We start from the raw sequence: 25,950 nt of genomic DNA, 5'->3' as shown, positions 1-25,950 counted from the left end.
GTCCGGCTACATGCTCGCGATCAGCCGCTTGACCCGCTCGTCGACGGCACGGAACGGGTCCTTACACAGCACCGTGCGCTGGGCCTGGTCGTTGAGCTTGAGGTGCACCCAGTCCACGGTGAAGTCGCGGCCCGCGGCCTGCGCGGCGCTGATGAACTCGCCGCGCAGCCGCGCGCGGGTGGTCTGCGGCGGGTGGTCGACGGCCTCGGCGATGTCCTCGTCGGTCGTGACGCGCGCGGCCAGGCCCTTGCGCTGCAGCAGGTCGAAGACGCCGCGACCGCGCTTGATGTCGTGGTAGGCCAGGTCCAGCTGGGCGATCTTCGGGTCGGACAGCTCCATGTCGTAGCGGTCCTGGTAGCGCTGGAACAGCTTGCGCTTGATCACCCAGTCGATCTCGGTGTCCACCTTGGCGAAATCCTGGCTCTCGACGGCGTCGAGCTGGCGGCCCCACAGGTCGACGACCTGCTCGATCTGCGCGTTGGGCTCCCGGGTCTGAAGGTGCTCGACGGCGCGGCTGTAGTACTCGCGCTGGATGTCCAGCGCGCTGGCCTGACGCCCGCCGGCCAGGCGCACCGGCCGCCGGCCGGTGATGTCGTGGCTGACCTCGCGGATGGCGCGGATCGGGTTGTCCAACGAGAAGTCGCGGAAGGGAACGCCGGCCTCGATCATCTCCAGCACCAGCGCGGCGGTGCCCACCTTGAGCATGGTGGTCGTCTCGCACATGTTGGAGTCGCCGACGATGACGTGCAGGCGGCGGTACTTCTCGGCGTCGGCGTGCGGCTCGTCGCGGGTATTGATGATCGGGCGTGATCGGGTCGTCGCGCTGGAGACGCCCTCCCATATGTGCTCGGCGCGTTGGGACAGGCAGAACGTCGCGGCCTTGGGCGTCTGCAGCACCTTGCCGGCCCCGCAGATCAGCTGGCGGGTGACCAGGAACGGCAGCAGCACGTCGGAGATCCGGGAGAACTCGCCGGCGCGCACGATCAGGTAGTTCTCGTGGCACCCGTAGGAGTTGCCGGCCGAGTCGGTGTTGTTCTTGAACAGGTAGATGTCGCCGCCGATGCCCTCGTCGGCCAGGCGCTGCTCGGCGTCGACGAGCAGGTCTTCGAGCACCCATTCGCCGGCCCGGTCGTGCGTGACCAGCTGGACGAGGCTGTCGCATTCGGCGGTGGCGTACTCGGGGTGGCTGCCGACGTCGAGATAAAGGCGGGCGCCGTTGCGCAGGAAAACGTTGGAGCTGCGGCCCCACGACACGACCCGGCGGAACAGGTAGCGGGCGACCTCGTCCGGAGACAGGCGGCGATGGCCGTGGAACGTGCAGGTAACACCGAACTCGGTCTCGATTCCCATGATTCGCCGCTGCACGTAATTGAGGGTACTGGTTGTCACGATGCCGCGGTGGGCAAGCCGCGCCCATTGGTGGACAGTCCCGCCAACCGATCGCGTCGGCGAGGTCGTGTATGATCGAACGTATGTTCGAACAGTCGCTGCCGGACCCGGCCGAGCTGCGCCGAGCCGACGACGCCGCCTTGGTGGATGCGATCCGGGAGTGTGCTCGCGCCGAGGCGGCGGCCGGCGCGCGGCGGTTGAGCGCGATCGCCGAGCTGACGCGCCGGCGCACGAGTAGCGACGAGCACGCCGACTGGGCGTGTGACGAATGGGATTGTGCGGCCGCCGAAGTCGCGGCCGCGCTGGGGCTGAGCCACCGCGGCGCCTCGGCGCAGATGCGGTTGAGCCTGGCTCTGGATCGGCTACCGGCCGTGGCGGGCCTGTATATGTCGGGGCGGCTGAGCTCGCGGCTGATGTCGGTCATCGCCTGGCGCACCCACCTGGTGCGCGACCCCGAGGCGCTGACCCTCATCGACGCGGCATTGGCGCAGCACGCCGGCAAGTGGGGGCCGTTGTCGGTCACCAAGCTCGAGCAGGCCATCGACTGGTGGATCGACCGCCACGACCCCGGCGCGCTGCGGCGCACCCGCACCTCGGCCCGCGGCCGCGACGTGTGCATCGGCCACGCCGATGACGACACCGCCACCGCGTCGCTGTGGGGCCGGCTCTACTCCAGCGACGCCGCCAGACTGGATCGGCGGCTGGCGCAGATGGCCCACGAGGTGTGCGGCGACGATCCCCGCACCATCGCCCAGCGCCGAGCCGACGCGCTGGGAGCACTGGCCGCCGGCGCCGACCACCTCGCCTGCGCCTGCGGCAGCCCCGAGTGCCCGTGCAGTGCCGGCACCGACGAGCGCGCCGGCGGCGTGGTCCTGCACCTGATCGGCCAAGCCCCGGCGCTGCAGGCCCAGCCCGACCCGCACCTGTCGGGCGAGGCGCCCCCCGGGCGGCCCATCGCCGGCATGACCCTGGCCGAGATCCTGGCCCGCGACCCCGAACCCGAACCGGACCCGCCGCCAACCCCGACAGCGCCCGCGGTGATCACCGGTGGCGGCGTGGTGCCCGGGCCGCTGGTGGCCGAATTGATCCGGCGCGGCGCCCAACTCAGCCAGGTCCGCCATCCCGGCGACCTGCCACCCGAGCCGCACTACCGGCCCTCGGCCAAGCTGGCCGAATTCGTCCGCATCCGCGACATGACCTGCCGCTTCCCCGGCTGTGACGTGCCCGCCGAATTCTGCGAAATCGACCACACGGTACCCTGGCCCGCCGGACCCACCCATGCGTCAAACCTCAAGTGCGAGTGCAAAAAACACCACCTGCTGAAAACCTTCTGGTTGGCCTGGCACGACGTGCAGCTGCCCGACGGCACGGTGATCTGGACCGCGCCCGACGGGCACACCTACACCACCCATCCCGGCAGCCGCATCTTCTTTCCCACGTGGAACACCACCACCGCCGATCTACCCGACATGCCAACCCCCACAGCACCTCTGGGTGACCGGGGAGTGATGATGCCGCGGCGACGACGCACCCGCGCCGCCGACGTGGCCCAGCGCATCAAATGCGAACGCGCCCTCAACGACGCGCATGTCGCCGAACGAAACCGGCCGCCGCCCTTCTAGTCCGACGACTTTTCGTCGGCCTTGGCGTCCTTCGAAGCGTCCTTGTCATCCTTGGCGGGCTTGGCCCCCTTGGAATCCTTGGCATTCGCCTTCTGCAGCAGGGTTTCCAGCGCGGCTCCGCTGATCCTCCGAAACGCCCGCCGCGGCCGGTTGGCGTCGAGGATGGCCACCTCCAGGTTGGACACGTCCAGTGGGGGCTGATCGCTCGAGCCGCCGTTCGCGCTGCCGGCGCGCAATGCGTCGACCGCGATCCGCACGGCGTCGGTGAGGTCCGCGTTTTCGGCGTACGACTCCTTCAGCGCGGTGGTGATCGGCTCGGTGGTCCCGCCCATCACGACGAAGTGCGGCTCGTCGGCGATCGACCCGTCGTAGGTAATCCGGTACAGCTCAGGCGGTTTGGTCTCCCCGAAGTGGGCGACCTCGGCGACGCACAACTCCACCTCGTAGGGCTTGGCCTGCTCGGTGAAGATGGTGCCCAGCGTCTGCGCGTAGACGTTGGCCAGCTGCCGGCCGGTGACGTCGCGGCGGTCGTAGGCGTAGCCGCGCGTGTCGGCGAACTGAATTCCGCCGCGGCGCAGGTTGTCGAACTCGTTGAACTTGCCTGCGGCCGCGAACCCGACGCGGTCGTAGAGTTCGCTGATCTTCTGCAGGGACCGCGACGGGTTCTCCGCGACGAACAGCACGCCACCGGCGTAGGCCAGCGCGACCACGCTGCGGCCCCGCGCGATGCCCTTGCGCGCGAGCTCGCTGCGCTCGCGCATCGCCTGCTCGGGCGAGATGAAATACGGAAAGCTCACTTGTCACCTCGCGGCTCGGCGTCGGGACCGAAAGTGTCTGCGCGCGAGCGGCTTTCGATGACTTCGCGGGCCAGTTCGGCGATGCGGCTCTCCGGCACGTCGGCCGCGCCCTCGGCGCCGATGGTGACCGCCGTGGGGTAGATGCCCCGGACCAGGTCCGGTCCCCCGGTGGCGGAGTCGTCGTCGGCGGCGTCGTAGAGCGACTCGACGGCCACCCGCACCGCCGAATTGACGTCGGTGACTTGCGAATACAGCTTCTTCATCGACGACTTGGCGAAGATCGAGCCAGACCCCACCGCCTGGTAGCCCTCTTCCTCGATGTTCCAGCCGCCGGCGGCGTCGAACGAGACGATGCGGCCCGCGCTTTCGGGGTCCGGTGCGTGGATGTCGTAGCCCGCCAGCAGCGGCAGCGCCACCAGCCCTTGCATCGCGGCGGCCAGGTTGCCGCGCACCATGATCGCGAGCCGGTTGACCTTGCCGGCGAAGGTCAGCGGCACGCCCTCGAGCTTCTCGTAGTGCTCGAGTTCCACGGCGTAAAGGCGGGCGAACTCCACGGCGATCGCCGCGGTGCCGGCGATGCCGGTCGCGGTGTAGTCGTCGGTGATGTACACCTTTTTCACGTCGCGCCCGGCGATCATGTTGCCCTGCGTCGAGCGCCGGTCGCCGGCGATGACGACGCCGCCCGGGTATTTCAGCGCGACGATCGTGGTCCCGTGCGGCAACTGGCTCCCGGCGCCGCTGGGCTGCGCGGCTCCCCCGAAACTGGCCGGCAGCAACTCGGGCGCCTGGCGGCGAAGGAAGTCAGCAAACGACGACAGGTCTACGGCCGGGCTCGGCGGAAGTGCGGAATTAGTGGACAGGCGATCGGAGAACGGCCAGGTCACTGTCCGCCCTTTTGGACGTACGCGCGGACGAAGTCCTCGGCGTTTTCCTCAAGGACGTCGTCAATCTCGTCGAGCAGATCGTCGGTTTCCTCGGCCAACTTCTCGCGACGCTCCTGGCCCGCGGCCGTGCCGTCGGCGAAGTCGTCATCGTCGCCGCCGCCACCACCACGCTTGGTCTGCTCCTGAGCCATCGCCGCCTCCTGCTTGGTCTGGGCCTGTTTCCCTACATTACCGGTCAATACCGGTCGATCCCCGGTTTACCGGTCTAACGGGTTTTAGCTGGTCAGTTGTTCCACCAGTTCGACGGCGCTGTCCACCGAGTCCAACAGGGCCCCGACGTGCGCCTTGCTGCCGCGCAGCGGCTCGAGTGTGGGGATGCGCACCAGCGAATCGCCGCCGAGGTCGAAGATCACCGAGTCCCAGCTGGCCGCGGCGATGTCGGCGCCGAACCTGCGCAGGCATTCGCCGCGGAAATACGCGCGCGTGTCCGTCGGCGGGTTGTCGACGGCATCGAGCACCTGATGCTCGGTGACCAGGCGCTTCATCGAGCCGCGCGCGACCAGCCGGTTGTACAGGCCCTTGTCCAGCCGGACGTCGGAATATTGCAGGTCGACCAGGTGCAGCCGCGGCGCCGACCAGCTCAGGTTCTCGCGCTGCCGGAAGCCGTCGAGCAGGCGCAGCTTGGCCGGCCAGTCCAGCAACTCGGCGCAGTCCATCGGGTCGCGCTCGAGCTTGTCGAGCACGTCCGCCCAGGTCTCGACGACGTCGGCCGCGCGGGGGTCGGGGTCGCGGCTGTCCACCAGCTTTGCCACCCGGTCGAGATAGACCCGTTGCAGCGCAAGGCCGGTCAGTTCGCGGCCGTCGGCCAGGGCCACCGCCACCCGCAGCGACGGGTCGCGGCTGATGGCGTGCACGGCGTGCACCGGCCGCGCCAATGCCAGGTCGCTGAGGTCGATCCCGTGCGCGGGGCCCTCTTCGATCAGATCCAGCACCAGCGCCGTCGTGCCCAGCTTCAGGTACGTCGAGGTCTCGGCGAGGTTGGCGTCGCCGATGATGACATGCAGCCGCCGATACCTGTCGGCATCGGCGTGCGGTTCGTCGCGGGTGTTGATGATGCCGCGTTTGAGCGTGGTCTCCAGCCCGACCTCGACCTCGATGTAGTCGGAGCGCTGGGACAGCTGGAAGCCCGGCTCGTCGCCCGCGGGCCCGATGCCGACCCGCCCGGAGCCCGTGACGACCTGCCGGGACACCAGAAAGGGCGTCAGTCCCGCGATGATCGCCGAGAACGGCGTCTGCCGGCTCATCAGGTAGTTCTCGTGCGACCCGTAGGAGGCGCCCTTGCCGTCGACATTGTTCTTGTAGAGCTGCAACTTGGCGGCCCCGGGCACGCTGGCGACGTGCCGCGCCGCGGCCTCCATCACGCGCTCGCCGGCCTTGTCCCAGATCACCGCGTCCAGCGGGTCGGTGCACTCCGGCGCGGAGTACTCCGGGTGGGCGTGGTCGACGTAGAGTCGCGCGCCGTTGGTCAGGATCATGTTGGCCGCGCCGACCTCGTCGGCGTCGACCACCGGCGGGGGTCCGGCCGAGCGGCTCAGGTCGAACCCGCGGGCGTCGCGCAGCGGCGATTCCACCTCGTAGTCCCAGCGGGTGCGCTTGGCGCGCTGGATGCCGGCGGCGGCCGCATACGCCAGGACCGCCTGCGTGGAGGTGAGGATCGGGTTGGCGGTCGGGTCGGACGGCGAGGATATGCCGTACTCGACCTCCGTCCCGATGATCCGTTGCATGACTCAAAGACTAGGCGTGCCCGCGATGCGGGGTGACATGGGGCGCAAACCACTAGGGTGAGCCCGCATGGGGCTTTCCAGCGCGGCCGCCGAAAGCTGGTTCCTGGAGCGGGGTTTGCCGTCGGTCCTGACGGGCGGGTCCCGATGGCGGCGGCTGTGGCCACGGTCGGCCCCCGCGCTGGCGGCGTATGCGGCGCTGCAGGCGTGCGCGCTGGCGCTCTACCTGATCACCGGCGGCCACGACGTCGAGATCAGCGGCGAGCCGACCGCCTCCGAAGTGGTCGTGCTGACCATCGTCGGGCTCGCCCTTCCCCTCATGGCCGTCGTCGGGTGGCTGGCCTCGCGAGCGCGCAGCGGCCGGACCCGCGCGGTGACCGCGACCGTCGCGGTGATCGTCGTGGCATGCGTGGGCACGATCGTGGGCGGACCCGCCGAGCTGGCCCAGGACGCCGTCGTCGTCGCGGCGGTGCTGATCCTGACCGGCTGCGGCGTCGGGTCGGTCCTCGGATGGGCGGTGCGCATGATGCTGTCGCACCTCGCGACGGTGGGCGCGCTCGCGGTGCGAGCCCTGCCGGTGGTGTTGCTGACCGCCCTGGTGTTCTTCAACAGCTACGTGTGGATCATGGCGACGACGATCAGCGGCGACCGGCTGGCGCTGGCGATGGCGTTTCTGCTTTCCATCGCCGCGGTCTTCGTCGTCTCGGCCACGAGCGAACGGGTCCGGCCGATGTTGCGATCGGCGGCCGTGTCGTCGACGGAGCCGAAAAGCGCTGCGCGCCTTGCCGACACGCCGTTCGCGACCATGCCGGACACCCCCGACTGCGCGCCGCTGAAGCGGGCCGAGCGCCTCAACGTGGTCTTCGTGCTGGCCGCCTCGCAGCTGGCGCAAATCGTGGTGGTCGCGGTGGTCACCGCCACCATCTACCTGATTCTGGGGCTGATCGTGCTCAGCCCGTCGCTGCTGAACGAATGGACCCACACGTACACGAGCACCGCGACGGTGCTGGGATTCACGCTGCCGGTGCCCGATTCGCTGATCCACATGACCCTGTTCCTGGGCGCGCTGACGTTCATGTACATCAGCGCCCGCGCGGCCGGCGACGCCGAATACCGCGCCACCTTCCTCGACCCGTTGATCGACGACCTCCAGACCACCCTGATCGCGCGCAACCGCTACCGCGGCGCGACGGCGGTCCCCGCGTGTGAAGTTGACGCCAACCAGGGCAGTGATTAATTTCACAGGGTGACTGATTTGGCCGGGAAACGTTATGGCGAAGTACTTCTCGTAACACCCGGCGAGGCCGGCCCACAGGCCACGGTCTACAACAGCTTTCCGCTCAACGACTGTCCCGCCGAGCTGTGGTCGGCGCTGGACCCCCACGCCATCGCGACCGAAAACGGCGCGGCCGCAGCCCTGCTCAACGGCCCCCGCTATTGGCTGATGAACGCCATCGAAAAGGAGCCGCAGGGCCCGCAGATCACCAAGAGCTTCGGCGGGATCGAGATGATTCTGCAGGCCACGGTGCTGCTGTCGTCGATGAACCCCGCGCCGTTCACCGTCAACAAGGTCAGCCGCCACACCGTCTTCGTGTTCAACGCCGGCGAAGAGGTCTACGAACTCATCGACCCCCAGGGCCGGCGCTGGGTCATGCAGACGTGGAGCCAGGTCGCCGACCCCGACCTGAAGCGGGAAGACCTCCCCGGGCTGGCCGGCCGGCTCGACCTGCCCAGCGGGTGGAGCTACCAGCCGCGCGTGCTCACCGACGAACTGCGGGTGGACACCCGGACCCAGGCCGCCGAGGTGCTGCAGGACAACCTGACCAACAGCTACTCGCTGGAGACGGGCTGACGCCAACGGCGGGCGCTACAGGTACTGGCCCAGGTTCGACTCGGTGTCGATGGCCCGCGACGCGCTCGAGCTCTTGCCGGTGACCAGCGTGCGGATGTAGACGATCCGCTCGCCCTTCTTGCCCGAAATCCGCGCCCAGTCATCGGGGTTGGTGGTGTTGGGCAGGTCCTCGTTCTCGGCGAACTCGTCGACGATCGAGTCGAGCAGGTGCTGGATGCGCAGGCCCGGCTGGCCGGTCTCCAGCACCGACTTGATCGCGTTCTTCTTCGCGCGGTCGACGACGTTCTGGATCATCGCCCCGGAGTTGAAGTCCTTGAAGTACATGACTTCCTTGTCGCCGTTGGCGTAGGTGACCTCCAGGAACCGGTTGTCGTCGATCTCGGCGTACATCCGGTCGACGACCTTTTCGATCATCGCCTTGATGCAGGCGGTGCGGTCGCCGTCGAACTCGGCCAGGTCGTCGGCGTGCACCGGCAGCGCCTCGGTCAGGTACTTCGAGAAGATGTCTTGCGCCGCTTCGGCATCCGGGCGCTCGATCTTGATCTTCACGTCGAGGCGACCGGGCCGCAGGATCGCCGGGTCGATCATGTCCTCGCGGTTGGAGGCGCCGATCACGATGACGTTCTCCAGGCCCTCGACGCCGTCGATCTCGCTGAGCAGCTGCGGAACCACGGTGGTCTCGACGTCCGAGGAGACCCCGGTGCCGCGGGTGCGGAAGATCGAATCCATCTCGTCGAAGAACACGATCACCGGCGTCCCCTCCGACGCCTTCTCGCGGGCCCGCTGGAAGATCAGCCGGATGTGCCGCTCGGTCTCGCCGACGAACTTGTTCAGCAGCTCGGGGCCCTTGATGTTCAGGAAGTAGGACTTGGCCTCGCGGGCGTCGTCGCCGCGCACCTCGGCCATCTTCTTGGCCAGCGAGTTGGCGACGGCCTTGGCGATCAACGTCTTACCGCAGCCGGGCGGGCCGTAGAGCAGCACACCCTTGGGCGGGCGCAGCGCGTACTCGCGGTAGAGCTCCTTGTGCAGGAACGGCAGCTCGACGGCGTCGCGGATCTGCTCGATCTGCCGCGTCAGGCCCCCGATGTCCTGGTAGCTGACGTCGGGCACCTCCTCCAGCACCAGGTCCTCGACCTCGGCCTTGGGGATGCGCTCGAAGGCGTAGCCGGCCTTGGTGTCGACCAGCAGCGAGTCGCCCGGGCGCAGCTTGCGGGGCTTGGTGTCGTCGTTGAGGGCGTCGGGCACGCCGTCGGGCAGGTCCTCGGCGACCAGCGGCTCGGCCAGCCACACGATGCGCTCCTCGTCGGCGTGGCCGACGACGAGGGCGCGGTGCCCGTCGTTCAGCACCTCGCGCAGGGTGGAGATCTCGCCGACCGATTCGAACGTGCCGGCCTCGACGACGGTCAGGGCCTCGTTAAGCCGGACCGTCTGGCCCTTGCGCAGCGCCGCGACCTCGATGTTGGGCGAGCAGGTCAGGCGCATCTTGCGGCCCGAGGTGAACACGTCGACGGTGTCGTCCTCGTGCGCGGCCAGCAAAACGCCGTAGCCGCTGGGCGGCTGACCCAGCCGGTCGACCTCTTCGCGCAGGGCCAGCAGTTGCTGGCGGGCCTCTTTGAGGGTTTCCATCAGCTTGGAATTGCGGGCGGCAAGGGAGTCGATACGGGCCTCGAGCTGATGCACGTCGCGCGCGGAGCGGGCGCTGCCGTGGGATCCCACCGCGTGGTCCAGTTGCTCGCGCAGCACCGCTGCCTCACGGCGTAGCTGTTCCAACTCGGCAGCGTCGCCGCTGGACATGCCAGTTTCACGTGCGTTACCGAAGGCTTCAGAACGCTCTGAGTCACCCATGTTGCGCTCCTTTCCCGCCCCGAGTGTGCGGTGGATACTTCAACGCTACCGGCGATTGCCCGTTGATGTGGGCAGTCAAATACTCACGAAAAGCTAAGACTTTGGCTGCACTGGTAATCTCTGGCACGAATCGCGCCGATCGAAAGGACAGCCAATGGCCCTAAATGGCCTTGCCACAGGCTCCGCCGGCGCCGTCTTTTTCGCCGCGCCGACGCCCGGTGTGACATCCATTGCACCCGTTGGCCCGTGGATGCGCCCTGGATGCGGCTAGGCCTGTCCGTTTCGCTGGGCGCCGCCACGGCGGTGGCGGCGGTCGCGCTCGCCGGGTGCTCGCACGCCGGGCCCAAGGTCGTGTCGTCGCCCTCGTCGGCGGCGCCGGCCGCCTCGACCCCGGTCGTCGTCGCCGCGCCGCCCACCGCTCCCCTGCCCGCCCCCGAGGCCCTAATCGACGTGCTGAACCGGCTCGCCGACCCCAACGTGCCCGGCATCAACAAGGTGAACCTCGTCGAGGGCGCGAGCCCCGACAACGCGGGCACCCTGGACAAGTTCACCAAAGCGCTGCGCGACAACGGGTACCTCCCGATGACGTTCGTGGCAAAGGACCTCGCCTGGTCGGACAAGAACCCGTCCCACGTGACGGCGACCGTCACCGTCAACACCGCCCAGGCGAACAACGGCACCTTCACCTTCCCGATGGAGTTCACGCCCTTCGAGGGGGGCTGGCAGCTGTCCCGCCGGACCGCGGAAATGCTGCTGGCCCTGGGCAACTCGGCGACGGGAAGCACACCTCCCGCGCCGCCGCCACCGCCGGCCCCGTCGCCGACCCCTCCCGGCTGAGTTCGCCGTGTGGATCGGCTGGCTCGAGTTCGACGTGCTGCTCGGCGACGTGCGATCACTCAAACAGAAGCGGTCGGTGATCCGCCCCGTCGTCGCCGAGCTGCGGCGCAAGTTCAGCGTCTCGGCCGCCGAGACCGGCGCCCAGGATCTCTACCGGCGCGCGGGCATCGGCGTGGCCGTGGTGTCCGGCGAGCGCAACCACGCCGTCGACGTGCTGGACGCCGCCGAGCGCCTGGTGGCCGCCCATCCCGAGTTCGAGCTGCTGTCGGTGCGACGTTCGCTGGTCCGCAGCGACGATTAGCCGTCGCGTCCCTCCCGCTTGCGGCCCAGCGGCGCGGGGGCGACGACGCCGGGCGCCAGTCGCCGGGTGAAGATCAGGAACGCGGTGTGCCCCCGCATCGAATGCTGCGGCCGAACGGCCAGCCCGACGACGTTCCAGCCGCGCTGCAGCGTCTCCCACGACCGCGGTTCGGTCCAGCATTGCTGGGCCCGCAGGGCCTCCACCGCCCGCGACAGCTGGGTCACGGTGGCCACGTAGATCATCAGCACGCCGCCGGGGGCCAGCAGCCGCGCCGCCGCGTCGAGCACCTCCCACGGCGCGAGCATGTCGAGCACGGCGCGGTCGAACGACCCGTCGGGCAGGTCGGAGTCCTTCAGGTCGTCGACGATCAGCCGCCAGTTGTCGGGCTCGCCGTCGAAGAAGTTGGCCACGCTGCGGCGGGCGTGCTCGGCGTGGTCGGCGCGCTGCTCGTAGGAGACCACCCGGCCGCCGGGTCCGACGGCGCGCAGCAGCGAGCAGGTCAGCGCGCCGGATCCCGCGCCGGCCTCCAGCACGCGCGCCCCCGGGCCGATGTCGCCCTCGTGCACGATCTGGGCGGCGTCCTTGGGGTAGATCACCTGGGGCCCACGGGGCATCGACATCACGTAGTCGACCAGCAGCGGGCGCAGCACCAGGAACAGGGCGCCGTTGCTGGACTTGACCACGCTGCCCTGCTCCAGCCCGATCACCGCGTCGTGCGCGATGGCGCCGCGATGGGTGTGAAACTCGGCGCCGGGGGTGAGCGTCATCGTGTAGTGCCGACCCTTGGCGTCGGTGAGCTGGACGCGTTCACCAGCGGTGAGTGGGCCGGTTCCGGACACGCCGTCCAGCGTGCCAGCCGACTCGCCACGAAAGCTGCCCGGGGTTGTCGGCGCCCGGTTCTAGGCTGCGAGTATGACCGTCCAGCCGGAATCACTCAGGCCGCGACCGGCGCTGTCGCCGTCGCGGGCGGCCGACTTCAAGCAGTGCCCGTTGCTGTATCGGTTCCGGGCGATCGACCGGCTGCCGGAGGCGCCGTCGACGGCGCAGCTGCGGGGGTCGTTGGTGCACGCCGCCCTCGAGCAGCTCTACGGCCTGCCCGCGGGAGAACGCGTCCCGGACACCGCGAGCGCGCTGGTGGAGCCCGCCTGGGACCGGGTGATCGCGGCCGAACCCGACCTGGCCGGCGCGCTGGACCCCGACCAGAAGGCGCAACTGCTCGACGAGGCCCGCGCGCTGCTGTCGGGCTACTACCGGCTGGAGGACCCGACCCGCTTCGACCCGCAATGCTGCGAGGAGCGGGTGGAGGTCGAGCTCGCCGACGGCACGCTGCTGCGCGGCTTCGTCGACCGCATCGACGTCGCCGCCACCGGGGAACTGCGGGTGGTCGACTACAAGACGGGCAAGGCGCCGCCGGAGGCGCGGGCGCTGGCCGAGTTCAAGGCGATGTTCCAGATGAAGTTCTACGCGGTGGCGCTGCTGCGGTCGCGCGGTGTGCTGGCCACCCGGCTGCGGATCATCTATCTGGCCGACGGCCAGGTGCTGGACTACACGCCCGACCATGACGAGCTGTTGCGCTTCGAGAAGACGCTGATGGCGATGTGGCGGGCGATCCAGGCCGCCGCCCCGACGGGCGACTTCCGGCCCAGCCCCTCGCGGCTGTGCGACTGGTGCCCCCACCAGCAGCTCTGCCCGGCGTTCGGCGGAACGCCGCCGCCCTACCCCGGATGGCCGGATCACGCGGCGCCGGAAGCGATTTCGCAGCCGACCGAACCGGCGGCGTAGTCGGCTCAGCTCAGCGGCGACATCTCCTGCAGCATCGTGGGAATGAGCTCGCTGACCGTGGGGTGGATGTGCATGGTGCGCGACAGCGTGGTGTACGGCGCCTTGGCCGACATGACGTCCAGGATCGCGTGAATCGCCTCGTCGCCGCCGACGCCGAGGATCGCGGCGCCCAGGATCTCGTCGGTGTCGGCGTCCACCACGATCTTCATAAAGCCTTGCGTCTCACCCTTTTCCACGGCCCTGCCGACGCGGGTCATCGGCCGCTTGCCGACCAGCGCCCGGCGCCCGGAGGCGCGGACCTGCCCGACGGTCAGCCCGGCCCGCCCGAGCGGCGGGTCGATGTAGAGCGCGTAGGTGGTGATGCGGTCGCTGACCCGGCGGGGGTCGTCGTCGAGGAGGTTGGCGGCGACGATCTCGAAGTCGTTGTACGACGTGTGGGTGAAGGCGCCCCTGCCGTTGCAGTCGCCCATCGCCCAGATGTGGTCGACGCTGGTCTTGAGCCCGTCGTCGACCTCGATGAAGCCGCGGGCGTCGGTGCGCACCCCGGCCGCCGTTAGGTTCAGGTCGTCGGTGTTGGGGCGCCGGCCCACGGCCACCAGCAAGTGACTCCCGGCGATCGGCGCGGCGCCGGCGCGGGGCGTGAGTTCGAATCCGTTGCCCGTCTTGGCGATTCGCACATCGTCGGCGCCGACGACGACATCGACACCCTCGGCCTCCATGATCTCCCGGACGGTGGCGGAGACGTCGTCGTCCTCGCGGGAGGCCAGCCGCGGTCCCCGCTCGACCACCGTCACCCGGGCCCCGAAGCGCCGGTACATCTGCGCGAACTCCAGCGCGATGTAGCTGCCGCCGAGGATGACGAGATGCGTTGGCAGCGTGTCGAGTTCGAGGATCGACACGTTGGTGAGGAACTCGACGTCGGACAGGCCCGGGACGTCGGGCACCACCGCGCGGCCGCCGACGTTGAGAAAGATCCGGTCGGCGCTCAGCGCCTCGCCGTTCACGCTGACGGTGTGCGGGTCCTCGAAGCGGGCATGGCCGCGAACGACGGTGCAGCCGTCCATGCCCTCGAGCCAGCTCTCGACTCCGCGGCGATCGGCGAGCATGATGTCGTCCTTGCGCGCCTTGACCTTTGCCATGTCCACGCTGACCGGGCCGGTCCCGACGCCGTACTCCGCGCCGCGGCGGGCCAGGTGGGCGGCGTGCGCGCTGGCCACCAGCGTCTTGGTCGGGATGCATCCGGTGTTGACGCAGGTGCCGCCGATCAGGTTGCGCTCGACCACCGCGACGCGCTGCCCGGCCGCTGTCAGCCGGCCCGCGAGCGGAGGTCCGGCCTGCCCCGCGCCGACGACGATCGCGTCGAAACGCTGCGTCACTTGACCGCCGACAACACGTATTCCGTCAGCACGTGGCCCGTGATCGCGAGGATGGCGAACCCGCCCAGGATCGCGATCGCGTCCTCGAGCAGCGCGATCGGCAGGTCCCTACCGGCCGCGGCGGCCAGACGCTTGCGGGCCTGATAGCCGCCGAGGGTGCCGAGCACCGCCCCGATGACGCCCGCGCCGAGCGCGGAAAAGGTCCAATGCGGCCAGGCGCCCAGCACCGCGCCCGCGAACCCGCCCGTGATGAACCGGGCGGCGAAGATCGGTGGCGCCGTGCGGGCCGGCGTCTTGGGCAGCTTGTCGTTGACCAGTTCGCCGACGGCGAGAACGGTGAGAACGATCGCCGTGATGATGTTGCCCACCCAGGAGGCCCACGTGCCGTGCAGGTCGATCCACCCGATATAGGCGGCCCAGGCGACCACGGCGGGAGCGGTCAGCGACCGCAACCCGGCGACGACACCGATCAGCAAGGCCAGCAGCAAAAGCAGTGCATGGGTCACGGCGATCTCCTCCGTCTCAGGGCGGACGCTAACACAGCCGGCGCCTCGGCGCCGTGATCAGAACCGGCAGAACCGGATGTCGGAAGCCAGGATCGCCTTGGCCCCGATGGCGGCCAGCTCGTCCATGATCTCGTTGACGCCCCGGCGGGGCACCAGGGCGCGGATGGCCACCCAGTCGGGGTCGGCGAGCGGGGCGATGGTCGGCGACTCCAGCCCCGGCGTGATCGACGTCGCCTTGTCCAGGACCGAACGCGGGCAGTCGTAGTCGAGCATCAGGTATTGCTGGCCGAACACCACACCCTGGATGCGCGCGACGAGTTGATCGCGCGCGGCCCGGGTTTCGTCGTGGCCGCCGTGGTCGGTGCGCTCGATCAGCACCGCCTCCGAATCGCAGATCGGCTCCCCGAAGGCCACCAGGTCGTGCAGGCTCAGGGTGCGCCCGGAGCCGACCACGTCGGCGATCGCGTCGGCCACACCGAGCTGGACCGAGATCTCCACCGCGCCGTCGAGCCTGATGACGGTGGCCTCAATCCCCTTGTCGGCCAGGTCCTTTCGGACCAGGTTCGGGTAGGCGGTGGCGATCCGCTTGCCGGCCAAATCCGCCGTCGTCCACTCGGACCCGGCCGGGCCGGCGTAGCGGAAGCTCGACGACCCGAAACCCAGCGCCAGCCGTTCGCGCACCGGGGCGTCGGAATCGCGCACCAGGTCCCGCCCGGTGATGCCGAAGTCCAGCTCGCCCGAGCCCACGTAGATGGCAATGTCCTTGGGCCGCAAGAAAAAGAACTCGACCTGGTTGACGGGGTCGATGACGGTCAGGTCCTTGGAGTCGGTGCGCCGGCGGTAGCCGGCCTCGGCGAGGATCTCGGTGGCCGGCTCGCTGAGCGTGCCCTTGTTGGGAACCGCAACCCGCAGCATGCTCAGAGCTTCCGGTAGACGTCGTCGAGGGACAGCCCGCGCGCGATCATCAGCACCTGCGTCCAGTACAGCAACTGGCTGATCTCCTCGGCCAGCGCCTCGTCGGGTTCGTGTTCGGCGGCCAGCCAGACCTCGCCGGCCTCCTCGAGGATCTTCTTGCCCAGCCCATGGACGCCGCCGTCCAGCGCGGCGACGGTGCCGCTGCCGGGCGGGCGGGTGCGGGCGCGCTCGCCGAGCTCGGCGAACAGATCCTCGAACGTCTTCACGGCCAGCGATTGTTTCACGTGCCGGCGAGCGAAGTCATCTCGGTTTCGCCGATCCCCCGCAAGCGAGCGTCCCCATCGGTACGCCAGACGCGGCGTGTCGGCGTACAGACGCGGGCGCTCGCGGGAGAAAAGCTAGTCTTCCGGGTTGTAGCCGAGGTTGGAGCTCAGCCAGCGCTCGGCTTCGGCCAGGGTCCAGCCCTTGCGCCTGGCGTAGTCGGCGACCTGATCCTGAGCCATCCGGCCGACCACGAAGTACTGCGACTGCGGGTGCGAGAAATACCAGCCGCTGACGGCGGCGCCGGGCCACATCGCCATCGACTCGGTCAGCTCGATGCCGGTGCGCTCCGTAACGTCCAGCAACTTCCACAGCGTCGCCTTCTCGGTGTGCTCCGGGCAGGCCGGGTAGCCGGGCGCGGGGCGGATCCCCTGGTACTTCTCGTCGATGAGGGCGTCGTTGTCCAGCTGCTCGTCCGGCTGGAATCCCCAGAACTCCTTGCGGACCCGCTGGTGCATCCGTTCGGCGAAAGCCTCGGCCAGCCGGTCGGCGACCGACTCCAGCAGGATCGCGCTGTAGTCGTCGAGGGCCGCCTTGAACTCCGCGATCTTCTCCTGGCTGCCGAGCCCCGCGGTGACGGCGAAGGCGCCGACGTAGTCGGCCAGACCGGTTTCTTTGGGGGCGATGTAGTCGCCCAGCGAGCGGTTGGGGATGCCCGCCCGGTGCTCGCCCTGCTGGCGCAGGTTGTGCAGAGTGGTCAGCACCTCGCTGCGGGTGTCGTCGGTGTACACCTCGATGTCGTCACCGACCGCGTTCGCCGGGAAGAACCCGATCACCCCGTTGGCCGTCAGCCACTTCTCCTTGATCAGGGTGTCGAGCATCTCCTGGGCGTCGTCGTAGAGCTTGCGGGCGGCCTCGCCCGTGGCCGGGTTGTTGAGGATGTCGGGGAAGCGGCCCTTCATCTCCCAGGCGTTGAAGAACGGCTGCCAGTCGATGTACTCGCGCAGCTCGGCGAGGTCGTAGTCGTGAAAGTCCCGCACGCCGAGGCCCTGCGCGGGCACCGGGGGCGTGTAGCCGTCCCAGTCGATCGGCGTCCGGTTGGCGCGGGCCTTCTCCAGTGTCAGCATCGGCCGCTCGTTCTTCTGGGCGTGCCGTTCGCGCAGCGATGCGTAGTCCTTCTCGGTGGCCTCCAGCAGCGCCGGACGCTGCTTGTCGTCGAGCAGCGCGGCGGCGACCGGCACCGAGCGGGACGCGTCCTTGACCCAGACCACCGGACCGCTGCGACGCGGCGAGATCTTGACGGCCGTGTGCGCGCGCGAGGTGGTCGCGCCGCCGATGAGCAGCGGGATCTCCAGGCCCTCGCGTTCCATCTCGACGGCGAAGTTGGCCATCTCGTCCAGCGACGGGGTGATCAGCCCGGACAGCCCGATGATGTCGGCGTCGTGCTCCTTGGCCGCGTCCAGGATCTTCTGGGCCGGCACCATCACCCCGAGGTCGATCACTTCGAAGTTGTTGCACTGCAACACGACCCCGACGATGTTCTTGCCGATGTCGTGGACGTCGCCCTTCACCGTCGCCATCACGATCGTGCCGTTGGTGTCCTTGGAATCGGCGGTGCCGTTCTGCTCCTTCTCCGCCTCGATGAACGGCAGCAGGTACGCCACGGCCTTCTTCATCACCCGGGCCGACTTCACCACCTGGGGCAGGAACATCTTGCCCGAGCCGAAGAGGTCACCGACGACGTTCATGCCGTCCATCAGGGGGCCCTCGATCACCTCGATCGGGCGGCCACCCGCGGCGGCGATCTCGGCCCGCAACTCCTCGGTGTCGTCGTCGACGTGGGCGTCGATGCCCTTGACCAGGGCGTGCGTGATCCGCTCGCGGACCGGCAGGCCGCGCCACTCTTGGGCAACCGGGTCCTCGCCCTTCTCCTTGCTGTTGAACCGCTCGGCGATCTCCAGGAGCCGTTCGGCCGCGTCTTCGCGACGGTTCAGCACGACGTCCTCGATGCGCTCCCGCAACTCGGGGTCGATCGAGTCGTAGGGCACCAGCGCACCGGCGTTGACGATGCCCATGTCGAGGCCGGCCTTGATGGCGTGGAACAGGAACACCGCGTGGATCGCCTCGCGGACGGGGTTGTTGCCGCGGAACGAGAACGACACGTTGGAGATGCCGCCGGAGAGGTGCACCCCCGGCAGGTTCTCCTTGATCCAGGCGCAGGCCTCGATGAAGTCGATGCCGTACGTCGCGTGCTCCTCGATGCCGGTCGCCAGCGCGAAGCAGTTCGGGTCGAAGATGATGTCCTCGGGCGGGAAGCCGACCTCTTCGGTCAGGATCCGGTAGGCGCGCCCGCAGATCTCCTTGCGGCGCTCCAGGTTGTCGGCCTGACCCTGCTCGTCGAAGGCCATCACGACGACGGCGGCGCCGTACTTGCGGCACAGCCGTGCCTCGCGGATGAACTTCTCCTCGCCCTCCTTCATGGAGATCGAGTTGACGATCGGCTTGCCCTGCACGTTCTTCAGGCCCGCCTCGATGACCTCCCATTTGGAGGAGTCGATCATCACCGGGACGCGGCTGATGTCCGGCTCGGCCGCGACGAGTTTGGTGAACCGGTCCATCGCGGCGACGCCGTCGATCATGCCCTCGTCCATGTTGATGTCGATGACCTGCGCACCGACCTCGACCTGCTGCAGGGCGACCGACAGCGCGGTGTCGTAGTCCTCGGCCTTGATCAGGTTGCGGAACCGGGCGGAGCCGGTGATGTTGGTGCGCTCACCGATGTTCACGAACAGGGAGTCGTCGGTGATGTTGAGCGGTTCCAGGCCCGAGAGCCGCGTGGCCACCGGAATCTGGGGCAGCGCGCGCGGCGACTTGCCCTCGACGACCTTGGCGATCTCGGCGATGTGGGGCGGCGCGGTCCCGCAGCAGCCGCCGACGATGTTGACCAGGCCGGCGTCGGCGAAGTCGGCGATGTAGCCGGCCTGACGCTCCGGGGTCTCGTCGTACTCGCCGAAGGCGTTGGGCAGGCCGGCGTTCGGGTAGCAGGAGACGAAGGTGTCCGCGATCCGCGACATCTCGGCGATGTAGGGCCTCATCTCCGGCGCGCCCAGGGCGCAGTTGAGGCCCACCGCGATCGGTTTGGCGTGCCGGATCGCGTTCCAGAACGCCTCGGTGACCTGACCGGACAACGTCCGCCCGGACGCGTCGGTGATGGTGCCCGAGATGATGACCGGCCAGCGGCGTCCGCGCTCCTCGAACAGCGTCTCGACCGCGAACACCGCGGCCTTGGCGTTCAGCGAGTCGAAGATCGTCTCGATGATGAGCAGGTCGGCACCGCCGTCGACGAGGCCGTTGGCGGATTCGAGGTAGGCGGCGACCAGCTGGTCGTAGGAGACGTTGCGGGCCCCGGGGTCGTTGACGTCCGGCGAGATCGACGCGGTGCGCGTCGTCGGCCCGATGGCGCCCGCGACGTAGCGGGGCTTGTCCGGCGTGCTGTATTCGTCGGCGGCCTTGCGGGCCAGGGCGGCGCCGGCGTAGTTGAGCTCATAGCTCAGGTCCGCCATGTCGTAGTCGGAGAGCGAGATCGCGTTCGCGTTGAACGTGTTGGTCTCCAGGATGTCGGCGCCCGCCTCGAGGTACTCGCGGTGGATCCCCTCGATGATCTGCGGCTGGGTCAGGGTGAGCAGGTCGTTGTTGCCCTGCAGGGCGGTCGGCCACTCGGTGAACCGGTCGCCGCGGTAGCCGGCCTCGTCCGGCCGGTCGCGCTGGATCGCCGTGCCCATCGCGCCGTCGATCACCATGATCCGCTGACGCAGAGCCGCCGTCAGTTCGTCGGTGCAGTCGGGGCGGATATCGGGCTCAAAGCCGTTCACGTACGTTCCTTCCGTAGCGGAAGGCGTCCTTGACTCTGCCGAGCGTGGCGGATACCCGTATCCGTTGCAACGCCTCTCGACCAGAGCAGTCTACGTCGTCACCCGATCGACGCTGGACGCCCAACTCGTCGCCGCTATCGACAGCTCGCGGATCCTGTCGGCGGCGTGTCACCCACGAGGATAGTCGGCCTATGCAAAGTGCCCCGGCACTTTCAGGTGTCTGACAGGGACCCCGCACATCCGCGCAGGCGGCCCGCGAAAGGCCGTACGCTGATTGGCGTGACTTTGCCTGACGGCAGCGCCCTGCCCGAGCTGCACAACACCATCGTCGTGGCGGCGTTCGAGGGCTGGAACGACGCCGGCGACGCGGCCAGCGACGCGCTCGAGCACCTCGACGCCATCTGGGAGGCCGACCCGATCGTCGAGATCGACGACGAGGCGTACTACGACTACCAGGTGAACCGCCCGGTCATCCGGCAGATCGACGGGGTGACCCGGGAGCTGGTGTGGCCCGCGATGCGGATCACCCACTGCCGGCCGCCGGGCAGCGACCGCGACGTGGTGTTGATGCACGGCGTGGAGCCGAACATGCGCTGGCGCACGTTCTGCGCCGAGTTGCTGGCCATCGCCGACAAGCTGAACGTCGACACCGTCGTCATCCTCGGGGCCCTGCTGGCCGACACCCCGCACACCCGCCCGGTGCCGGTATCGGGCGCGGCCTACTCCCCCGAGTCGGCGAAACGCTTCGGCCTCGAGGAGACCCGCTACGAGGGCCCGACCGGGATCGCCGGGGTGTTCCAGGACGCCTGCGTGGCCGCCGGGATCCCCGCGGTGACGTTCTGGGCCGCGGTGCCGCACTACGTGTCCAGCCCGCCGAATCCCAAGGCCACGGTGGCGCTGCTGCGGCGCGTCGAGGACGTGCTGGACATCGAGGTTCCGCTCGGTGATCTGCCGGCGCAGGCCGAGGAGTGGGAGCAGGCGATCACCGAGATGGCCGCCGAGGACGAGGACCTGGCCGAGTACGTCGCCTCGCTGGAGCAGCGCGGCGACGCCGAGGTCGACATGAACGAGGCGCTGGGCAAGATCGACGGCGACGCGCTGGCCGCGGAGTTCGAGCGCTACCTGCGGCGGCGGCGCAAGTAACCCGCCGAGCGTCGACTAGTTGCGGGGAACGTCGCGCGTCCGGCGCAACAACTCGACGTTGGACGCCGACAGCGAGCGGCCGAGCGCGGCGGCCTCGGCATCGATGCGCGGCAGCAGCTCTGCGGTGGCCGCCCGGATGGGCAGCTCGCCGATCGGGGTGGACAGCAGCGGCTTGATCCAGCGGAATGCGCCTACCCACCGCGGGCAGTAGACGCGGTCGGCGCGGCGCGTGATGCCCTTGACGAACGCGTCCGCGCACCGCTCGACGGTGGTGGTCTTGTTCAGCGGCCACGGAAACCTGCCCAGCAGTTCGCCGAACGCGGGCGTGTCGGCCTTGGCGTCGCGGACCAGGGCGGTGTCGATCCAGGACATGTGTGCCGAGCCGACCCCGACGCCCAGGTGGCCGACCTCCAGCCGCAGCGCGTTGGCGAGGATCTCGACCCCGGCCTTCGAAGCGTTGTAGGCCGCCCACCCCGGGGCCGCCGTGTACGCGGCCAGCGACGAGACGATCAGGACGTAGCCGCGGCGGTCGGTCACGGCCGGCAGCGTGGCCCGCACGGTGTGAAAGACGCCGAGCACGTTGACGTCCAGCACCCGTTTGAACGCCTCGGGATCGACCTGCAGCACCGACCCGTAGCTGGCGATGCCGGCGTTGGCCACCACGACGTCGATGCCGCCGAAGCGTTCGACGGCCGCGGCGGCCGCCCGCCGCATGGCCGCCAGGTCGCGGACGTCGGCGACCGCGGTGAGCACCCGGTCTTCGCCGAGCTCGCCCGCGATCGCCGCCAGCTGGTCCTCGTCGAGGTCGGTGAGCACGAGCTTGGCGCCCCTGTTGCGCAGCCGGCGGGCGACCTCGGCACCGATTCCCCTGGCACCCCCGGTGATGAAGACAACCTTGCCGTACAGCGACTCCATGGCCGCCAAACTACCGCGGAAGTGTGTTGCGCGGCCGCGCCCGGATTCTTTACGACAACCAGTCCTTGACGCCGCCATGGCCCGTACACACACCAAAGCGGTGTTCATCGAATGAGTAGTCACCGTCGTTACACAACGCACGGGCGCCCGGGGGTGGTGTGGGGGCCGTGGTTGCGCGAGGGACGCAGACGTGGCCGATCCACTCTCGGTACTGTCCCGCTGGGCACGGTGCCGAGTTGGCCGGCGGAGCCAAGCCGGTGGCGGCCACCGCCACCGTCGCGGCGGCGAGAGTTGCGCGAATTAACATGTGGGCCCCACTTTCTCTGCTTGACAAGGGACTGACTTATTGCGACCGTGCCGGCAGGCGATCCTCCCGCCGATGCAAGCCCGCGTAGATCGACTGCTCTATTACCTGGGGTTGGGCCGACCGGCGCGGGTGCACCGCCGAAACCCCGTTGTGCCCGTCGGTGTTCGGGCGAGCGCCGTGTCCGCCGACGCCCGGCTCGCGCGGCACCCTCGCGTAGGGCGTCGCTCGGCGCAACCGGTCAAGCTCATAGGTGACGCTGATGGCGGGTGTGCTGGTGCACTCGCGGATGCCGGAGCGTTCCACCCGGAAGGTGATGACGCCCAACTCGTTGACCGAGGCAGTGGGAGCGGGTTTACCGTTGCCCGCGACCGGCGCGGGCGTGCTTCGGCTATTTCCGGACGCCACCGGGGATTCGGCTTGCTCAGCCGAGCGTGACTGCCGCGCCGGCCGTCCCCAGAGGATCGGCCACCAGTTCGCCTTGCCGACCAAGACCGCCAGCGCCGGCACCGTGATGGTTCGCACGACGAAGGTGTCGAGTAGTAACCCGGCTCCGATGACCAGACCGGCCTCAACCAGGCCGAGCAGATTGCCGAACAAAAGCCCGAACATTGAAGCGGCGAAAATGAATCCGGCCGAAGTGATGACGCCGCCCGTCGAGCCCACGGTGCGGATGACGCCAGAACGTATGCCGTGGCGCGCGGACTCGTTTCGGATTTCGGAGATGAGCAGCATGTTGTAATCCGCGCCCACGGCGACCAGGACGATGAAGGCCATACCCGGCACGTGCCAGGAAAACTCTTGACCCAGCATGAATTGGAACACGATCACGCCGATGCCCAGTGCCGACAAGTACGAGATCGCCACCGAACAGATGAGATACACCGGTGCAATGAGCGCGCGCAGCATCACAATCAAGATCAGCAGGACAATGCCCATCGTCGCGAGCATGACGAAACTGAGGTCGTGGTGGTAGAAGTCGCGCAGGTCCCGATTCACCGAAGGGAAACCCACCATGGAAACCGACGCGTCCGCCAGAGTGGTATTCGGCTGGGCCATGTGAGCGGTTTCGGTGATCGCATTGACCTGGTCCATGGCGTCGGTGCTGAAGGGCTGCAGCGCCGTCTGGATCAAGTACCGTGCCACGTGCCCGTCGGGTGACAGGAAAACCGTGGCCGCCTTCTTGAAATCGTTGCCGCTCAGCACTTCCGGGGGAATGTAGAACCCCCCCATCGCCGGATTCGACGCCGCGTCCTGCTTCAAGGCCAACAGGAACACCGACGCCTCGCGAAGACCCGACCCGATCCGCCTGGTCTGGTCGACCAAGCGGTGCACACCATCGGCCAATCGTTGGCCCCCGGCGGCGAGAGCCTCCGCGCCCTGTTGCATCGAGGTGAGTTGCGCCCGGGCATTGGCAGGACGGTCGATGCCCAGCGATCGCAGGTCGGCGGTGGCGTTCGTGAGTGTCTGACGCAAGCCGCTCACCGTCGACTGGATCGTCTGCGTCTCCGGCGTCGGAGGCAACTCTCGAGCGAGTTGCGCTATCTCGTCGAGGGTTCCGCTGTGCGCGAGCTGCTGCAACACAACCCGCGAATTCTCGATACGCGGATCATTCAGCGCCTCAACGACGTTGGTCGCACTGGAGACGGCCTGCCTGACCCTGTTGCTGACGCCGGTGAGGGTGCCGGCCAGATTGTCGGCGCCGTCGGTCAGCCGATCGAGGTCGCCGCTGCTGTCGGTGATCACGTTCGACGCGTCCTGCAGCTTGCCGCCGACTTCGCCCGCCTGATACGCCACGCTGGCCTTTTCCGGTGGTTCGCCGTTCGGCCGGGTGATCCCCCGCACCGTCGTGATACCGGGCAACTGACTTACCCGCCGTGCCATCTGCTCCAGGTCGGCGAGGCCCCTGGGGGTCGCCAGGTCGTGTGGCGACTGGATCAACAGATACTGCGGAACGGTCGTGCTCAAGGGAAAATGACCGCGTAGCGCGGCATAGCCGCGGCTACTCTCGGCGTCATCCGGCAAGGTTTTGCTTTGGTCCCAATTGAATCGGACCAAACTCCCGCAGCCCGCGAGCACGGCCAGCACGACCAGGCTGGCGAGCAGATGTGCGCCGGGCCGCTGCACAATTCGGATCCCGGAGCGCCGCCAGAGACGAGTGGTGAGGTCGCGTTTGGGGGCAACCCAACCGCGCCGCCCCGCAAGCACCAAGATCGCCGGCAGCAGCGTCATGGCGGCGAGAAATGCCACGGTGATCGATATCGCCAGCGCCGGCCCGCTCGTCGAGAGCATGCCCAATCGGGCGAAGGTCATGCACATGAACGTGACCGCCACGGTCGCGGCCGATGCGGCGATGACCTTGCCAATCGACACCAAGGCGCCACACACCGCCTGATCGGAATCCAGCCCTCGCCGCAGGCAGTCGTGATAGCGACCGATGAGAAACACGGCGTAGTCCGTTCCGGCGCCTGCCATCAACGCGGTCATGAAGACGATGGTTATTTGGGACATGCCCAGGCCCAGGTTTGCGAGTTCGGCCACGATCCGTTGCGCCGTTGTCAGCGATACGCCGATCATGATCAACGGCAAGAGAATGGTCACCGGGTTTCGGTAGACCATCAGCAGTATGGCGAGCACCATCACCGCGGTCGCGATCTCGATCACCCGCATATCTCGCTCGCCGATGTAGCTGACATCCGAGATGGTGGCCGCCGGCCCGGCCAGGTTGGCGGTCAGCCCGGATCCGGAAGTGGTCTGTTTGACGGTATCGGCGACCCGGGCGTACGCATCGAGGGCCTGGGGTGTGCCCAGCCCGCCCGCCAGGCCGATCGGCAGGAACCAAGCCTTGTGGTCCGCACTTGTCATCACCTCGCGCAAAGGTGGTGCGCTGATGAAGTCCTGGAACATCACGACGTCGCGGGTGTCCTCGCGCAGCTTGTCGACCAGTGCGCGGTAAACGTCCTCATCGGCGGGTCCGAGTCCCTGGTCGTCGGTGAGGACCGCCAGCATCAGGTTGTCGGCGCCGGACTCGTGGAACGCCTCTTTCATGTGTTGAGCCGCGACCATCGCCGGCGCAGCGGACGGCACCATCGCGACCGGATGTTCGCGAACCATGTGGCTCAGCGACGGAAACCCTAGGGCCAGGCCGATTGCCAGCGCGACCCAAGCCCCGACGATGGCGACCGGCCAGCGCACCACAACGATGCCGAGCCAATCGAATACGGTTCGGCCCTGGGCTGACGCGCCCGTCGTCTCTGCCCGGCGACGCCTGCCCGGGCCGACTGCAAACAGTCGGCGCCGCCGCCTCGGCGAAGACTCAGCCCTCACGGAACTTTCACTTCTCGTTCAACCCGCGATCAGATTCCGCTTGTAACGTCACACCGCAGAGTGCGGCGGTTTGCATCTTCCCGACTGGCCGTCATGCGCCGGAGCCTATGACCGCGTGATCCGGTGGCGGCAGATTTGGCACAAGTAGAGTAGCGGTCGCGCCGAGATCGAGTAGGCGCGGCGCGCGGCCGCCGAAGCCTTAACGCCCGGGGCTCGGCTCCACCGGCCCGGAGGGCGGCCG

At 68.7% G+C, this 25,950-nt stretch carries 22 protein-coding genes; 7 read left to right on the top strand and 15 right to left on the bottom strand.

Features of this window, described 5'->3' with window-relative positions; translation table 11 throughout:
- Nucleotides 1-6 precede the first annotated feature (6 nt).
- Nucleotides 7-1,365, bottom strand: a complete 1,359-nt coding sequence (gene pafA / locus AC5Y4Z_RS18030) for a Pup--protein ligase (RefSeq protein ID WP_499965969.1) — start codon at nucleotides 1,363-1,365, stop codon at nucleotides 7-9.
- A gap of 107 nt (nucleotides 1,366-1,472) precedes the next feature.
- Between pafA and AC5Y4Z_RS18025 the strand changes: the two genes are divergently transcribed.
- Nucleotides 1,473-3,011 (top strand): HNH endonuclease signature motif containing protein, encoded by a 1,539-nt coding sequence (locus AC5Y4Z_RS18025; protein ID WP_499965843.1) that lies wholly within the window; start codon nucleotides 1,473-1,475, stop codon nucleotides 3,009-3,011.
- On the opposite strand, the gene prcA is transcribed toward AC5Y4Z_RS18025, so the two are convergent.
- The 4 genes from prcA to dop all read right to left on the bottom strand — a co-directional run bounded on the left by prcA (nucleotide 3,008) and on the right by dop (nucleotide 6,476).
- Entirely contained in the window at nucleotides 3,008-3,808 is an 801-nt protein-coding gene (gene prcA, locus AC5Y4Z_RS18020) for a proteasome subunit alpha (RefSeq protein ID WP_499965842.1), read from the bottom strand. The genes AC5Y4Z_RS18025 and prcA overlap by 4 nt on opposite strands.
- Entirely contained in the window at nucleotides 3,805-4,692 is an 888-nt protein-coding gene (prcB, locus tag AC5Y4Z_RS18015; protein WP_499965841.1) for a proteasome subunit beta, read from the bottom strand. Before prcB ends, prcA begins: the two co-directional genes overlap by 4 nt.
- Nucleotides 4,689-4,883, bottom strand: a complete 195-nt coding sequence (locus AC5Y4Z_RS18010; protein ID WP_067114400.1) for a ubiquitin-like protein Pup — start codon at nucleotides 4,881-4,883, stop codon at nucleotides 4,689-4,691. Before AC5Y4Z_RS18010 ends, prcB begins: the two co-directional genes overlap by 4 nt.
- A gap of 84 nt (nucleotides 4,884-4,967) precedes the next feature.
- A complete protein-coding gene (gene dop / locus AC5Y4Z_RS18005) occupies nucleotides 4,968-6,476 on the bottom strand; it encodes a pup deamidase/depupylase (protein ID WP_499965840.1) in 1,509 nt (502 codons plus the stop codon).
- A 67-nt stretch (nucleotides 6,477-6,543) separates the two neighbouring features.
- Between dop and AC5Y4Z_RS18000 the strand changes: the two genes are divergently transcribed.
- The gene (locus AC5Y4Z_RS18000; RefSeq protein WP_499965839.1) at nucleotides 6,544-7,710 is read left to right on the top strand and encodes a hypothetical protein; all 1,167 of its coding nucleotides are present in this window, start codon (nucleotides 6,544-6,546) and stop codon (nucleotides 7,708-7,710) included.
- A 9-nt stretch (nucleotides 7,711-7,719) separates the two neighbouring features.
- Complete coding sequence (locus tag AC5Y4Z_RS17995) at nucleotides 7,720-8,325, top strand: hypothetical protein (protein WP_499965838.1); 606 nt, start codon at nucleotides 7,720-7,722, stop codon at nucleotides 8,323-8,325.
- 15 nt (nucleotides 8,326-8,340) lie between these two features.
- On the opposite strand, the gene arc is transcribed toward AC5Y4Z_RS17995, so the two are convergent.
- Nucleotides 8,341-10,170: a proteasome ATPase gene (gene arc, locus AC5Y4Z_RS17990; protein ID WP_499965837.1), complete on the bottom strand. Its 1,830-nt coding sequence runs from the start codon at nucleotides 10,168-10,170 to the stop codon at nucleotides 8,341-8,343.
- A gap of 261 nt (nucleotides 10,171-10,431) precedes the next feature.
- Here arc and lppK point away from each other — a divergent pair, with 261 nt between their 5' ends.
- Nucleotides 10,432-11,007, top strand: coding sequence for a lipoprotein LppK (lppK, locus tag AC5Y4Z_RS17985; protein ID WP_499965836.1), 576 nt, complete (start codon nucleotides 10,432-10,434; stop codon nucleotides 11,005-11,007).
- Nucleotides 11,008-11,014: 7 nt separating this feature from the next.
- Nucleotides 11,015-11,308 (top strand): DUF503 domain-containing protein, encoded by a 294-nt coding sequence (locus tag AC5Y4Z_RS17980; protein ID WP_499965835.1) that lies wholly within the window; start codon nucleotides 11,015-11,017, stop codon nucleotides 11,306-11,308.
- On the opposite strand, the gene trmI is transcribed toward AC5Y4Z_RS17980, so the two are convergent.
- Entirely contained in the window at nucleotides 11,305-12,147 is an 843-nt protein-coding gene (gene trmI / locus AC5Y4Z_RS17975; RefSeq protein ID WP_499965834.1) for a tRNA (adenine(58)-N(1))-methyltransferase TrmI, read from the bottom strand. The genes AC5Y4Z_RS17980 and trmI overlap by 4 nt on opposite strands.
- Nucleotides 12,148-12,220: 73 nt before the next feature.
- Here trmI and AC5Y4Z_RS17970 point away from each other — a divergent pair, with 73 nt between their 5' ends.
- Complete coding sequence (locus tag AC5Y4Z_RS17970) at nucleotides 12,221-13,090, top strand: RecB family exonuclease (protein ID WP_499965832.1); 870 nt, start codon at nucleotides 12,221-12,223, stop codon at nucleotides 13,088-13,090.
- A gap of 5 nt (nucleotides 13,091-13,095) precedes the next feature.
- Here the strand turns inward: AC5Y4Z_RS17970 and AC5Y4Z_RS17965 are convergent, their stop codons facing one another.
- The 5 genes from AC5Y4Z_RS17965 to metH form a co-directional block, all read right to left on the bottom strand.
- Entirely contained in the window at nucleotides 13,096-14,466 is a 1,371-nt protein-coding gene (locus tag AC5Y4Z_RS17965; protein WP_499965830.1) for an FAD-containing oxidoreductase, read from the bottom strand.
- Entirely contained in the window at nucleotides 14,463-14,972 is a 510-nt protein-coding gene (locus AC5Y4Z_RS17960) for a DUF4126 domain-containing protein (RefSeq protein ID WP_499965828.1), read from the bottom strand. The genes AC5Y4Z_RS17965 and AC5Y4Z_RS17960 overlap by 4 nt, the downstream gene beginning before the upstream one ends.
- 57 nt (nucleotides 14,973-15,029) lie before the next feature.
- Nucleotides 15,030-15,887 carry an ATP phosphoribosyltransferase gene (gene hisG / locus AC5Y4Z_RS17955; RefSeq protein ID WP_499965827.1) on the bottom strand — a complete coding sequence of 286 codons (858 nt, stop codon included), beginning with the start codon at nucleotides 15,885-15,887 and terminating at the stop codon, nucleotides 15,030-15,032.
- A 2-nt stretch (nucleotides 15,888-15,889) separates the two neighbouring features.
- A complete protein-coding gene (locus AC5Y4Z_RS17950) occupies nucleotides 15,890-16,171 on the bottom strand; it encodes a phosphoribosyl-ATP diphosphatase (protein ID WP_499965825.1) in 282 nt (93 codons plus the stop codon).
- A 114-nt stretch (nucleotides 16,172-16,285) separates the two neighbouring features.
- Complete coding sequence (gene metH / locus AC5Y4Z_RS17945) at nucleotides 16,286-20,020, bottom strand: methionine synthase (RefSeq protein WP_499965824.1); 3,735 nt, start codon at nucleotides 20,018-20,020, stop codon at nucleotides 16,286-16,288.
- A gap of 279 nt (nucleotides 20,021-20,299) precedes the next feature.
- Between metH and AC5Y4Z_RS17940 the strand changes: the two genes are divergently transcribed.
- The gene (locus AC5Y4Z_RS17940; RefSeq protein ID WP_499965821.1) at nucleotides 20,300-21,163 is read left to right on the top strand and encodes a PAC2 family protein; all 864 of its coding nucleotides are present in this window, start codon (nucleotides 20,300-20,302) and stop codon (nucleotides 21,161-21,163) included.
- A 15-nt stretch (nucleotides 21,164-21,178) separates the two neighbouring features.
- On the opposite strand, the gene AC5Y4Z_RS17935 is transcribed toward AC5Y4Z_RS17940, so the two are convergent.
- The 3 genes from AC5Y4Z_RS17935 to AC5Y4Z_RS17925 are packed head-to-tail and all read right to left on the bottom strand — an operon-like array spanning nucleotide 21,179 to nucleotide 25,577.
- The gene (locus tag AC5Y4Z_RS17935) at nucleotides 21,179-22,078 is read right to left on the bottom strand and encodes an SDR family oxidoreductase (RefSeq protein WP_499965819.1); all 900 of its coding nucleotides are present in this window, start codon (nucleotides 22,076-22,078) and stop codon (nucleotides 21,179-21,181) included.
- Nucleotides 22,079-22,127: 49 nt separating this feature from the next.
- A complete protein-coding gene (locus AC5Y4Z_RS17930; protein ID WP_499965818.1) occupies nucleotides 22,128-22,385 on the bottom strand; it encodes a DUF3761 domain-containing protein in 258 nt (85 codons plus the stop codon).
- Between the two features lie 36 nt (nucleotides 22,386-22,421).
- On the bottom strand, nucleotides 22,422-25,577 hold the full coding sequence (locus AC5Y4Z_RS17925) for an MMPL/RND family transporter (protein ID WP_499965816.1): 3,156 nt from the start codon (nucleotides 25,575-25,577) through the stop codon (nucleotides 22,422-22,424).
- Nucleotides 25,578-25,950: the final 373 nt, after the last annotated feature.

It is taken from the genome of Mycobacterium sp. NGS63, from assembly GCF_059812295.1.
Note: the sequence above shows the minus strand (reverse complement) of the source record. Positions and strands in the feature narration are given on the sequence as shown.